Source organism: Pseudoalteromonas sp. R86517, from assembly GCF_042466295.1.
Lineage (GTDB): Bacteria > Pseudomonadota > Gammaproteobacteria > Enterobacterales > Alteromonadaceae > Pseudoalteromonas > Pseudoalteromonas atlantica.
Genome location: NZ_JAXHCB010000001.1, coordinates 1,335,677 through 1,349,629 on the forward strand (window position 1 = coordinate 1,335,677; position 13,953 = coordinate 1,349,629).

General features: G+C 40.6%; 7 protein-coding genes. All 7 read left to right on the forward strand.

Translation table 11 applies throughout. The features are described from left to right. Window positions 1-132: 132 nt before the first annotated feature. On the forward strand, window positions 133-2,226 hold the full coding sequence (locus SJY38_RS06020; protein ID WP_004586707.1) for a DUF1302 domain-containing protein: 2,094 nt from the start codon (window positions 133-135) through the stop codon (window positions 2,224-2,226). Between the two features lie 13 nt (window positions 2,227-2,239). Continuing rightward, window positions 2,240-3,604 (forward strand): DUF1329 domain-containing protein, encoded by a 1,365-nt coding sequence (locus SJY38_RS06025; RefSeq protein WP_024033529.1) that lies wholly within the window; start codon window positions 2,240-2,242, stop codon window positions 3,602-3,604. Window positions 3,605-3,731: 127 nt separating this feature from the next. Next, the gene (locus tag SJY38_RS06030; protein WP_377109399.1) at window positions 3,732-4,727 is read left to right on the forward strand and encodes a WD40/YVTN/BNR-like repeat-containing protein; all 996 of its coding nucleotides are present in this window, start codon (window positions 3,732-3,734) and stop codon (window positions 4,725-4,727) included. Next, the gene (locus SJY38_RS06035) at window positions 4,727-7,048 is read left to right on the forward strand and encodes an RND family transporter (protein WP_096041646.1); all 2,322 of its coding nucleotides are present in this window, start codon (window positions 4,727-4,729) and stop codon (window positions 7,046-7,048) included. The genes SJY38_RS06030 and SJY38_RS06035 overlap by 1 nt, the downstream gene beginning before the upstream one ends. Before the next feature lie 213 nt (window positions 7,049-7,261). Then, complete coding sequence (locus tag SJY38_RS06040) at window positions 7,262-12,103, forward strand: NAD-glutamate dehydrogenase (RefSeq protein WP_377109400.1); 4,842 nt, start codon at window positions 7,262-7,264, stop codon at window positions 12,101-12,103. A 117-nt stretch (window positions 12,104-12,220) separates the two neighbouring features. After that, window positions 12,221-13,231, forward strand: coding sequence for a quinone-dependent dihydroorotate dehydrogenase (pyrD, locus tag SJY38_RS06045; RefSeq protein ID WP_004586702.1), 1,011 nt, complete (start codon window positions 12,221-12,223; stop codon window positions 13,229-13,231). A 131-nt stretch (window positions 13,232-13,362) separates the two neighbouring features. Next, window positions 13,363-13,893 carry a cell division protein ZapC gene (locus SJY38_RS06050; protein ID WP_024033533.1) on the forward strand — a complete coding sequence of 177 codons (531 nt, stop codon included), beginning with the start codon at window positions 13,363-13,365 and terminating at the stop codon, window positions 13,891-13,893. Window positions 13,894-13,953: the final 60 nt, after the last annotated feature.

Genomic DNA, 13,953 nt, shown 5'->3' on the forward strand with positions numbered 1-13,953 from the left:
GTCAGCTCAAAAAATATAATAATTGATTGAACGCGACCATTTGTAATTTTTTATAATCGCTTCTATCGTTAAGATTACACTAAAAACAATAACTTGATCACACATAATTACCCACGACAGGGGGGATACACAATGATAAGAAGATCGCTTTTTGTTAAAAACAAAATAGCTATAGGTTTAGCAGCCGCAAGCTTAGGTTTATCTGCAGCAGCGAATGCAGCAAATTTTGAGGTAGGGGGCTTTGATGTCACCTTCGACTCAACTTTTTCCTATGGTCAAAGCGTCCGTGTTGAAGACAGAGATTTCGACATTATTGGTAAAAGCAATAATCCTGCATTTGATTGGACTGGGTATAATCCTTCATTAAATACAATTTATTCTTCTCAAGATGTTTGGGCTCAACCAGGCTCTTACTCTAATAATGGCGATGCAGGTAATCTTAATTTTGATAGCGGTGATTCGTTTTCAAAATTATTGAAAGGAACACACGACCTTTCAATTAGTAAAGATAACTACGGCTTATTCACACGTTTTATGTACTTTTACGATTTTGAGTTAATGGATGGTGATAGAGCCTACGTTAACCCAACCTCAGGACAAGGCGTAGATCCATGTGATGATGACGACACAAAAGAGCAAAGCTGTGCCGACATTCGTTTATTAGATGCCTACGTTTGGGCAAATTTTGACTTAAACGATGGCAATAACCCGCTGTCAATTCGCCTTGGTCAACAAGTAGTTAACTGGGGTGAGAGTACACTTATCTCTCATGGTATTAACGTAAACCCGGTCGATATTGACCGCTTAAAAGCGCCAGGTGCTGAGCTTAAAGAAGCATTTATTCCTGTAGGTATGCTTTGGGCGTCATTAGGGATCACTGAAAATATTACTTTAGAAGGTTTTTATCAGTACCAATGGCATGAAACACGCCTACCGGCTGCGGGTACTTATTTTTCTACCAATGACTTTGCAGCAGAAAACGGCTATCAGCAAAATGTACAGTTAGGTTTTACTTCAAACCCTGACATTGATATGGCCTTTTTAACCGACAGCCTTAATAACCTTTATACTAATTTTGCTCAGGTAGCCGCAGCACAGGGTATTGACCCAACAAGTGCTGAAGGCCAAGCCCTGCTTGCAAACATGTATTTAGCTCATCCAACTAAAGTTGCGCTTAAGGGGAAAGGCGATAACGGTAAAACAGAGCCAGATGACGGCGGCCAATATGGTTTACGTTTAGGTGTATTTTTACCAGAGTGGAACGACACAGAAGTGGCGTTATACCACGTTAACTACCATAGTCGACGTCCGCTAATTTCTGGTCGTGTATCTAACTTTTCTCAAGCTGCCATCGCACAAGATTTAGCGATGATTGCAACAACAGAAATTACAGATGACAACGTGGCAGATTTAGTTGCGTTTTCAAAAGCAGAAAATGATTACCCAGAAGATATTAAACTTTACGGTTTAAGCTTTAACACCACAATTGGCGAAACCGCGTTTGCTGGTGAGTTTGCATTTCGTAAAGACGAACCGTTACAAATAGACGATGTAGAGCTACTTTATACCGCCATGCCTGAACAATTGGCGCTTGCCGGTATTCGCCCAGACTTTGCGGGTATTTCGCAAATGAGTTTTGGTGATGCGATTAGCTCTGTAGCGGCAGGTGAAGTTGCACAAGGTTATATTGAACGCGACACATCACAAATTCAGTTTACTGCAACACATTTATTTGGCCCGTCATTAGGTGCTGATAGCTGGGCTGTAGTAGGTGAAGTAGGTGCTGTTAAAATTCATGATATGCCTGACTACGACGAAATGCGTTTAAATGTGTCGGGTACAGGTCGAAGCGGTGTGATCACAGGCCCAGGCACTACTGACTACACAACATTACAACTAGGCCTTTCTAATGGCCCAGAAGAAAAGTCGTTTGCAACGGCATCATCTTGGGGTTACCGCCTAATTGCTAAAGGTGATTACTTTAACCTTTACAATGGCATTAACTTCTCTCCACGATTTGTATTTTCTCATGATGTAAACGGTAACACCCCGGATCCTATGTTCTTGTTTATTGAAGACCGTAAATCGTTGGGTGTAACGATGAACTTTAATTACCAAAATGCATGGTCACTTGATGTGAGCTACAACTCATTTTGGGGTGGTGGCGATATCAATACTTTCTCAGATCGTGACTACGTTTCTTTCAATTTAAAATATTCAATTTAGGGGTAATATTAGTATGATTAAAAAACCTACCCTCATCGCTACCGCTTTGTGTAGCATGTTTTTAAGTTCAGCGGCAATGGCAAAAATGAGCGCTGAAGAAGTTGCACGTTTAGGACAAGACTTAACGCCATTTGGCGCAGAAAAAGCAGCCAATGCTGATGGGTCAATTCCAGCGTGGAATGGCGGTATTACATCTGCACCAGAAGGTTATGAGCCAGGCATGCACCATTTAGACCCGTATTCTGCGGACAAAGTGTTGTTTACCATTGATAAAACAAACCTTGATAAGTACAAAGCTAACTTAAGCCCTGGTCAAATTGCTTTATTTGAAGCATACCCAGATACGTTTAAAATGCCTGTTTATGAAACGCGCCGCTCTGCGTCTTACCCACAGTTTGTATACGATGCAACAAAAGAGTTTGCTGCAACGGCTGAGCTTATTGAAGGTGGCAACGGAATAAAAAATACCGCAATTGGTATTCCATTTCCTATTCCTAAATCTGGCTTAGAAGCTATTTGGAATCACTTATTACGCTATCGTGGACAATCAATAGAGCGTTTTGGTGGACAAGCTGCACCCACCGCATCGGGTTCGTACAATTATGTAGGCTTTGATGAACAACTATTGGTTAAATATTCAGATCCTAAAGCGACTCCTGCAGAGCTTCAAGACTCAAACATTTTGTTTAAATTTAAGCAAAAGGTGACAGAGCCAGCACGCCTTGCCGGTACAGCGCTACTTGTACACGAAACCATGGATCAAATTTTAACGCCTCGCCAAGCGTGGACATATAACTCAGGTCAGCGTCGTGTTCGTCGTGCACCAAATGTTGCATATGACGCTCCAGGTACAGCCGCAGATAGCTTACGTACTACCGATGATTTTGATATGTTTAATGGCTCACCTAACCGTTATAACTGGACGTTAAAAGGTAAGCAAGAGCTATATATTCCGTACAATAGCTACAAGTTACACAGTGATAAACTAGAGTACGACGATATTTTAAAACCAGGCCACATTAACCCAGAGCATACGCGTTATGAAAAGCACCGTGTATGGGTTGTTGAAGCTAACTTAAAAGATGATACACGCCATATTTATAAAAAACGCGTGTTTTATATTGATGAAGATAGCTGGCAAGTACAAGTGACCGATATTTATGATAATCGCGACCAGCTTTATCGTGTAGCAATGGCATATGGCTTAAACTACTACGAAGTACCTACGCAGTGGAGTACTTTAGAAGTGTATCATGATTTAAATTCGCGCCGTTACTTAGCTATTGGTTTAGATAACCAAGAAAAAATGTACGACTTTTCAGAGTCGTTTAACGATAACGAATTTACTTCAAGCGCATTACGCCGTGAAGGTAGATAACAACGTAATATGCAGCTAACAGCCCGTTAGCTGCTTTTTTCTTTCTCATCGCGTTTGTCTATACGACACGCAGGATTTTCCTCAGCAAACAGACAAACAATTCTTCAGTTCAAGGCGATTAAAATTTATGAAGTATTTGGTATATGCCAGCCTGATCATAAGCGGTGCGAGTATTGCACAAGATGCACCTCAGTATGCTATTAGCGCAATTAACGCAAATAAAACCCTACTAACTGATATTACCAATACAGGTGCAGGTTTAGTGGCTGTAGGTAAGCACGGTACGGTAATAACAAGCAAAAACGCTGAGCAGTGGCAGCAAGCGCAAAGCGTCCCTACACAGGTATTGTTAACGGCTGTCGATTTTTCTAATGAAACCCACGGGTGGGCGTGCGGGCACGATGCCACAATAATTAATACCACCGATGGTGGTTTAAATTGGCAATTACAACAAGCAAAACCAGAGCTTGATAAGCCTTGTTTAGATATTTACTTTGAAGATGACTCAAATGGTTTTGCTGTGGGCGCTTATGGCATGTTTTATCAAACCAGTGATGGCGGCAAGCACTGGCGTAAACGCTTTTTAGACTCTTTACTGTTTAGTGAAGATAGAGAGTATTTGAATGATTTAAAAGAAAATGATCCTCAAGGCTACGAAGCTGAAACAGCATCTATACTGCCTCATTTTAACCGTATTGAAAAAACAGACAGTGGTTTGATGTTAGTCGGTGAAATGGGGTTAATGGCCAAAAGCAGTGATAATGGCCAAACATGGCAACGCCTTGATGAAATTTACCCAGGTTCTTTTTTTGCGGTAGCATCAGATCCGCAGCAAGAGATTGTGGCAGGGCTCAGAGGAAATGTATTTGCTAAAAATAAAAATGAACAACAATGGCAGCATTTTGAAAATGTTAAAACGGCCACGGTTAATAACGTTATAAATTATAATAATGAGCATTGGTTACTGCTGGCAAATAGTGGTGTGATCTTTCATTTAAAAGACGGCTTACTTACACATGAACAACGCCCCGATGGTAAAGCTATTCTTGATGGCGTAATAATTAATAATAAATTAGTCATGGCAACAGAAGATGGCATTAAAGTGAAGGAGTTGAACCCTTAATGCATACGTTTTTAGATTTTTTAGAAAAGGCAGTGTTTAGACACCGTACTATCATGTTGATCGCTTTTGCGCTAATCACATGTTTTTTAGGCTATAAAGCCACTCACATTGAACTAGACGCCTCGTTTAACAAAAATATTCCACTAAATCATGAATACATGAAAGTGTACACCAAACACGAAAAACAATTTGGTGGCGCAAATAGCATTTTAATTTCGGTGTGTGATGACAGTGGCAACATTTTTAACCCCGAATTTTTCACCCAATTAAAAGCAGTACACGATCAACTGTATTTTATTCCTGGTGTAAACCGCCCATTAGTTAACTCTATTTTTGCGCCCAGTGCGCGTTTTGTCGAAGTGGTTGAAGATGGTTTTGCTGGCGGCCCAATTATTCCTGCAAACTTTAAAGCCGACCAAAAAGGTTTAGCGGTAGTTAAAGAAAACATCGAAAAAGCAAAAGTAGTAGGGCGAATGATTGCCAGCGATTACTCATGTGCCATGGTGACCGCGCAGCTACTAGAAACCGACCCGCAAACTCAGCAAAAGCTAGATACACTCGCATTTGCAGATAAGTTAGAAACGCAAGTAAGAGAGCCTTTAAGTACAGATAAAGTCAGTATTCATATTATTGGATTTGCCAAAATGGCCGGCGATATCGCTCAAGGGGCAAAAGGCGTTGTGCTATTTTTTGCTATTGCCATTGGTTTTACCTTTATTATGGTATGGCTATTTTGTGGCAGTTTAAAGCTCACCATTTTACCTATAGCGTGTTCAATTATTGCCGTAATCTGGCAAATGGGTTTATTGTCGAGTTTAGGTTTTGGACTCGACCCTATGTCTATATTGGTGCCGTTTTTAGTATTTGCGATTGGTGTAAGCCACGGCGTGCAGATGATCAACGCCATTGGTAAAAAAGTAGGTGAGGGCAAAAGTACCCGCATTTGTTGTCAATCAAGCTTTAGAGCATTACTTGTACCTGGTGGTATTGCGCTGCTTTCAGACACGGTGGGCTTTTTAACCCTGCTGACTATTGATATAGGTATTATTCGTGAACTTGCAATCACAGCAAGTTTAGGTGTTGCGGTTATTATATTTACTAATTTAATTTTATTACCAGTGTGGGCCTCGTATATGAATTTTGCCAACACTGTGCATATTCAATCAGGCGATGCGCAAAAGCCAAATATGCTAGATGCGATACGCGATTTATTAGTAAAAGCCACAGACCCTAAAACCGCAAAAATGATTATTGGTTTTACCCTGGTGTTATTTGCCTTAGGTTACTGGCAAGCAGATAAAATGCGAATTGGTGATTTACATGCAGGTGCGCCTTCGCTGCATCAAGATGCTCGCTACAATCAAGATACTTTTTTAATATCGGACAAATACACTATTTCGTCGGATATTTTAAAAGTGATTGTTGAGGCTTACCCAGCGGCGTGTACAGAGCACGATGTGATGGCGCGCATTAGCCGTTTTCAGTACAAGGTAGAAAACGTGCCAGGCGTACAATCGGCGGTTAGTTTAAGCTCTGTGGCGCAGTCGGTTAACGCAGGTTACAACGAAGGTAACTTAAAATGGCAAAGCTTACCGCGTAATTCAGCCAGCTTAGTGCAATCAACAGCCCGTGTAGAAACAAGCACAGGGTTACTTAATGGTGATTGCTCAGTCATGCCGGTGATTATATTTTTAGATGATCACAAAGCAAATACAATCGATACCGTTATTCAACGTGTTAAGCAATTTGCACAAGAAGAAGGCACAGACAAGTTAGCCTTTAAGTTAGCGTCTGGGCCTGTAGGGGTGATGGCGGCAACAAACGAGTCTGTTTCTGCGGCGCAAATTCCGATGATGCTATACGTTTACGGCGCAGTTATTATTTTGTGTTTGTTAAGCTTTAAGAGCGTAAAAGCGACAATCGCAGTGGTATTACCTCTGTATATTGTATCAACTCTTGCACAAGCACTTATGGTGCAATTAGAAATTGGCTTAACGGTATCTACTTTACCTGTTATAGCCTTAGGTGTAGGTATTGGTGTGGATTACGGTATTTATATACTTTCTTCAATGATGGGCCAACTTAAGCAAAACGTACCGCTGAGCGTGGCGTACCGTAATGCCCTTGTTGAGCGTGGCAGTGCTGTATTGTTTACCGGTATTACCCTTGCGATAGGTGTGAGTACGTGGATATTCTCTGATCTTAAGTTTCAAGTAGATATGGGAATACTGCTTACCTTCATGTTTTTAGTAAATATGTTAGGTGCGGTACTGCTATTACCCGCAATTGGTAGTCTGCTGTGGACCGACCAGAAAAAATAAAGTGAATAATTGTGCTCCTAAATGACCTGTAATGGTCATTTATATCTATATTTTGTGAATAGATGACCAAATAGCTGAAATGCTTAAAATGTTTTCATCGAAAAGGCTGTTTATTAGCGCTAAAAGGGTTAGAATTTAACTGACTCCACGCTAATAAATGGCTGTACAAATATTCTGCTTAACTAAAAGCAGTAATAGATTAAGGAACATACAATGACACGAAATGAAGGCCAAGCCTCGGTTATCCTAGATAATGTCTGTAAGCTTATCCAGAAAAAAGTTCACGCTGATAATGTGTTACTCGTTGAGAAATTCGCCAAAGCCTTGTACAGCAATATGTCTAAAGAGGATTTGGCAAATCGCAATGATAGTGACCTATACGGTGCTGCACTCAGCCTTTGGAATGCACTAGAAAAAAACACCACGGACGACGCAGTAATTCGCGTTTTCAACCCTGAAGTAGCAAAAGATGGCTGGCAGTCATCACATACAATTGTAGAAATTATTGCTAAAGATATGCCATTTTTAGTAGATTCTGTTCGTATGGCTATGACCCGTGAAAATATAGCTTCTCACTTATTACTTCACTGCCCACTAAAAATTCAGCGTGACAATAACGCTAAAATTTCTGGTTTATCAAATTTAAAAGCAGAGCAAGAATCAACCTCTACTAAAACAGTGTTCTTTATTGAGATTGACCGCCAAACCGATGCATCTGTTATTGCGTCTTTCAAAAAAGAGCTCGAATCAGTATTGGTTGATGTTTCTATTGCGGTAGATGATTGGCAGCCAATTCGCGAAAAATTAGTCTCTGTTACTAAAGAAGTACCAAAACGTAAGCACAATAAAAATAAGAACGAAGTATCTGAAGCCGTAGAGTTTTTAGATTGGCTGGCTAAAGATAACTTTACTTTAATGGGCTATCGCGAGTACGAGCTTACCCCTGTACAAGGTGATTACCAGTTAAAAGGTAAAATGGACACCAGTCTCGGCCTGATGAAAAATTCAACCGATGAGCACACACGTTTATTATCTGAATTACCAGAATTTGCTCGCCAAGAAGCCCTCAGCAGTAACTTATTAGTATTAACAAAAACGAACTCTGTATCGCGTGTTCATCGCCCAGCCTACATAGATTACGTTGGTATTAAACGCTTTGATGATGAAGGCAATGTGGTTGGTGAAGACCGTTTTATCGGCCTATTTTCATCAAGCTTTTACAACAACAGCGCAGCAGATGTGCCTGTTCTAAAAACTAAAATTAACCGCATCATGGATATGTGTGACTTTGCAAAAGGCACCCATGCATACAAAGCGGTACTTAATATTTTAGAAACGTACCCACGTGATGAATTAGTTCAAGCTCGCGAGAGCGAGTTACTCGAAGTAGCAATGGGTGTTTTACAAATTCAAGAGCGTGACATGTGTCGTTTGTTTGTTCGTAAAGACGCCTACGGACGTTTCTTCTCTTGTATGGTGTACGTCCCGCGTGAGCGATATAACACAGCGCTGCGCCGAGAAACACAAGACATTTTAGCTAACGCCTTTAATTCTGACGAAAAAGTCGAATTTACTACCTATTTCTCTGAGTCAACACTGGCGCGTACACATTACACCGTTCGTGTGACCGATAACAATATCGAATATAACGTGAAAGACATCGAAAACAACCTAGTAGAAGCTGCTCGTACATGGGAAGATAAATTACAATCTGCACTGTTAGAGTCCGCAGGGGAAGCCCGCGGTAATGAGCTAAATCGTAAATATTGCAACGCGTTTGCACGCTCGTACAAAGATGAAGTACTACCGAGTGCTGCGGTTGTAGATATTGAAAAGCTAGAATTGTTAAACGACGAGAACAAGCTAGAAATGTTGTTCTACCGTCCGCAAGAAGAAGCTAACAGCAATATTGTACGCCTAAGCTTGTTCCATAAAGATGAGCCCATTCACTTATCTGATGTTATGCCAATGCTAGAAAACTTTGGTTTACGCGTTGTAGGTGAAACGCCATATTCTGTTAAAACAAGTGATGGTCGTATCAACTGGATCATGGACTTCTCTATGCTGATTGACAGCAAAGGAATGGCCGACTTTGATAAGATTTCTGCTCGTTTTCGCGCTGCATTAACTAATGTATGGGGCAACCGCCTTGAAAACGACGGCTTTAACCGCTTAGTATTAATGGGTGGTTTAACAGGTCGTGAAGCCTCTATATTACGTGCCTATGCAAAATATATGCGCCAAATTGGGGTTACCTTCTCACAGACCTACATTGAGAGCACGTTTGCAAATTACCCGCATATTGCTGCGCAAATAGTTAACTTATTTGCTAAAAAATTCTCAGTAAAAAGCCCTGCAAGTCCTAAAACACTTGAAAAATTAAGTGCACAAATTTACTTAGAGCTTGAAAACGTAGCGAACCTTGATGATGACCGTATTATACGTTTATACGTAGATATGATTGTCGCAACACTGCGTACTAACTACTTCCAAAAAGATGAAACAGGTCAGTTTAAATCTTACGTGTCGTTTAAAGTACAGCCTAGCTTAATTCCTGATATGCCGCTTCCGCTGCCAGCATTTGAGATTTTTGTATACTCTCCGCGTGTAGAAGGTGTGCATTTACGTGGTGGTAAAGTTGCTCGTGGTGGCCTTCGTTGGTCAGACCGTCGTGAAGATTTCCGTACTGAGGTATTGGGCTTAGTAAAAGCGCAACAAGTTAAAAACACTGTAATTGTTCCGGTAGGTTCTAAAGGTGGTTTTGTATGTAAGCAGCTACCGAGTGAACGCGAAGCCTTTATTAAAGAAGGTCAAGAGTGTTACAAGATTTTCATTCGTGGTTTATTAGACATTACCGATAACATTGAGCGTGGTGAAATTGTACCGCCAACTAATGTAACACGTCACGATGAAGACGACCCATACTTAGTAGTTGCAGCCGATAAAGGTACAGCTACCTTCTCTGATATTGCTAATGGTATTGCTAACGAATACAACTTCTGGCTAGGTGATGCGTTTGCATCAGGTGGTTCAGTAGGTTATGACCATAAGAAAATGGGCATAACAGCAAAAGGTGCATGGGAGTCTGTTAAACGTCATTTCCGTGAAATGGATATTGACTGTCAAACTACCGACTTCACTGTGGTTGCTATTGGTGATATGGCCGGCGATGTATTTGGTAACGGCATGTTATTGTCTAAGCACATTCGCTTACAAGTCGCGTTTAACCATATGCACATATTTGTAGACCCTACACCAGATGCAGCGACCTCTTACCCAGAGCGTGAGCGCTTGTTTAACCTGCCTCGTTCATCATGGGAAGATTACAATAAAGATCTGATTTCAGCGGGTGGTGGGATTTTCTCGCGCGCAGCTAAATCGATTTCTTTAAGCCCAGAAATGAAAAAAATGCTTGGCACTAAAAAAGCAAGCATGACACCGAACGAGTTAATCAAAGCCTCATTAATGATGGAATTTGATTTACTGTGGAACGGTGGTATTGGTACTTATATTAAAAACAGCCACGAAACAGACGCTGATGTAGGGGATCGTGCAAACGATGCGCTGCGCATAAACGGTAAAGACCTTGGCGCTAAAATATTAGGTGAGGGGGGTAACTTAGGTGCAACCCAATTAGGGCGTATCGAGTTTGCAGCCAAAGGCGGGCGTGTAAATACCGACTTTATTGATAACGTAGGCGGTGTTGCGTGTTCAGATAACGAAGTAAATATTAAAATTTTACTTAACGGCTTAGTTTCAGAAGGGGATTTAACACGTAAACAACGTGATGAGTTACTTTACTCTATGACCGACGAAGTGTCTGAGCTTGTACTTAAAGATTGTTACCGTCAAACACATACATTGTCGATTACACAGTCTAAAGGTGCATCAACTCTTAAAGAGAAGATCCGCTTTATTCATGCCCTTGAAAAAGAAGGCAAGCTAAACCGTGCAATTGAGTTTTTACCAACGGATGAAGAGTTGGCAGAGCGCGCTGCAGCAGGTAAAGACCTAACACGTCCAGAGCTTTCAGTATTAGTTTCGTACGCTAAAATGGTGCTTAAAGAGTCGTTAGTAACAGATGAAATTACTGAAAACCCTTACTACCGTCAGCTACTAGTTAAGTCTTTCCCGCGTCCACTGCGTGAAAAATTTAACGACGCGATGGATAACCACCCACTGCGCAAAGAAATTATTGCAACAAAACTGGCGAACAATATCGTTAATGACATGGGCTTAAACTTCATGGTACGCATGAACGAAGAGACCGGTGCTAACGAAGCTGAAATCGCAATGTGCTACTCAATTGCGAGTGAGATTTTTGAAATGCGTGAAACCTGGTCATCAATCAGTGCGCTAGATAATAAAATCCCAGCAGCAGTTCAAACCGAAATGCTGTACCAATTACGTCGTACTGTTCGTCGTGCAACACGCTGGTTCTTACGTCATCGTAATAAGTCACAAACAATTGAACAAGCTATCGAGTTCTTTGCGCCAACGTTTAAAGATTTAAGCGAAAACTTAAATACGTACATGCAAGACAAAGAACACGAATGTTTAACTGGTAAAGCAAATGAGCTAGTTGAAAAAGGTGTACCTAAGCAAATTGCTAAGCGTATTATAGACCTTTCTAGCCTGTTCTCTGTAATGGATATTGCTGAAATAGCGCATAATTCAGGCCGCAGTGTGGCGATGGTATCTAATACCTACTTTAAACTCGGCTCGCGTATGGGCTTACACTGGTTCTTAGATCAAATTACTAACCAGCCTGTTTCTAACCATTGGCAAGCACTTGCCCGTGCGTCGTACCGTGAAGAGCTTGATTGGCAACAACGTACGCTTTCTCATGTTGTGCTAAACAGCTTTGAAGGTGACGAAAACGATGTTGATAATCAAATCGATCAGTGGATGGCCAGCCAAGATCTGCTGCTACAGCGTTGGAAGCAAATGTTAGCTGAATTTAAAACCTCGCAAAGTCACGACTTTGCTAAGTTCTCAGTTGCACTGCGCGAATTAATGTTGTTAAGCCATAACTGTGATACATCAGGAAAATAATTTAGCTTTAATTGGTTATTTATTCAGTAAATAATCAGTTAATTGTTAAAATTGTTATACAATACCTCAGCCTAGTCTGAGGTATTTTTTTGTCTGTAATTTAAAGAGGAACAATTCATGTTTTACGATTTAGCCCGCCGTTTTATGTTCACCCGAGATGCTGAATGGGCACATGAGTTTGCGCTTAATAATTTACGCCGTTTTGCACACACACCTTTAAACGCAGCTTGGTCACAACAACTACAAAACAAACCCGTTAATTTTTTAGGTCTTGAGTTTAAAAACCCTGTGGGTTTGGCTGCAGGTTTAGATAAAAACGCTGAGTGTATTGATGCCTTTAGCCAAATGGGCTTTGGTTTTGTAGAAGTTGGCACAGTTACCCCGCGCCCCCAAGCAGGTAATGATAAGCCGCGCATTTTTAGATTACCGCAGTCAAATGCCATTATTAACCGAATGGGCTTTAATAATAAAGGGGTCGATAATTTAGTTAATAACGTAAAAAATGCCAAGTACACCGGTATTTTAGGTATTAATATTGGTAAAAATAAAGATACCCCAAATGAGCAAGGTAAAGACGACTATATCCATTGTATGCGTAAAGTGTTCGAGCATGCTTCGTATATTACGGTCAATATTTCATCTCCAAATACACCAGGGCTGCGCGATTTACAATATGGTGCCGCGTTAGATGATTTACTGCAAAGTTTAAAGAATGAACAGCTCGATTTAATTGCCAAGCATAATAAGCAAGTACCTATGCTGGTTAAAATAGCGCCAGATCTTGATCAAATCCAAATTGAGCAGGTTAGCGAGTCACTATTAACTAATCAAATTGATGGCGTAATTGCAACAAATACTACGCTTGAACGTAGTGCAGTAATGGGTCAGCAATACGCCGATGAGGCGGGTGGTTTATCTGGCAGCCCTGTAAGAGAGCGCTCTACACACGTTGTTAGCGAACTTAAACGTTTAACACAAGGTAAATTACCAATTATTGGTGTAGGCGGTATTGATGATGCGCAATCAGCTCAAGAAAAGCTAAATGCAGGCGCAAATTTAGTGCAGGTTTATACTGGGTTCATCTACAAAGGGCCACAATTGGTAAAATCGATCGTTGATTCCTTATAAGGATCAGTTATGTAAGCTTTTGATCGTTCAATAAATGTTCTAAACAAATGTTTTAAAAATGGTCAAAAGCCGTTATAATCTAATATTAATGTCTTAATTAAAAAATAAATTTTTAAACAAGGAGGAGGCAAATGTTACAAGCAACAAAACAATGGCAGTGGATTGCATGTGCAAATAAAAACCGCTTACTACTTGATTTAAATGACGATATGCAACTATGCACACCGTATAAATTAAGACAACTCACCGACTGTGTATTTGAAAACCCGCGTTTTAGCTTAGAAGATGCTGCTTTTTATGAACAGGTATATAACTACTTAGATGGTTTTGAGCTGTATAAGCCTGCACAAATTTGCCAAATTGCGCTCAATGCCACCGCTGTAAAATTTCATTTAAAACCGGTACTGGCTAAAAGTTGGTTTTTTGAAGAGTACACTGGCACCCAGCCAAGTACAGAAGCCATCGTTAAACTTACCTCAAAAGCGCAAACCGGTGAGTTTTTAATTGTTGAACATTGCCCTGATGCTTCAATTTGCCTAAACCTTAACGAAACATTCAAACTTGATGATAATTTGTCCCTTGAACAGTTTGAAGTTATCCGCGTTTTAAACAATCGTGTTCACCCGCTATTACTTGAGCAATATCACACTAAATCAGCTTAGCAAATTTACAAATCGAGCTGCGTTTATCAAGTGTTTGTCAGCCAACCTATGTTATAATCC

Coding starts and splice junctions, on each gene's coding strand:
- SJY38_RS06020 (WP_004586707.1), top strand. CDS start 133: ATGATAAGAAGATCGCTTTTTGTTAAAAACAAAATAGCTATAGGTTTA.
- SJY38_RS06050 (WP_024033533.1), top strand. CDS start 13,363: ATGTTACAAGCAACAAAACAATGGCAGTGGATTGCATGTGCAAATAAA.
- pyrD (WP_004586702.1), top strand. CDS start 12,221: ATGTTTTACGATTTAGCCCGCCGTTTTATGTTCACCCGAGATGCTGAA.
- SJY38_RS06030 (WP_377109399.1), top strand. CDS start 3,732: ATGAAGTATTTGGTATATGCCAGCCTGATCATAAGCGGTGCGAGTATT.
- SJY38_RS06040 (WP_377109400.1), top strand. CDS start 7,262: ATGACACGAAATGAAGGCCAAGCCTCGGTTATCCTAGATAATGTCTGT.
- SJY38_RS06035 (WP_096041646.1), top strand. CDS start 4,727: ATGCATACGTTTTTAGATTTTTTAGAAAAGGCAGTGTTTAGACACCGT.
- SJY38_RS06025 (WP_024033529.1), top strand. CDS start 2,240: ATGATTAAAAAACCTACCCTCATCGCTACCGCTTTGTGTAGCATGTTT.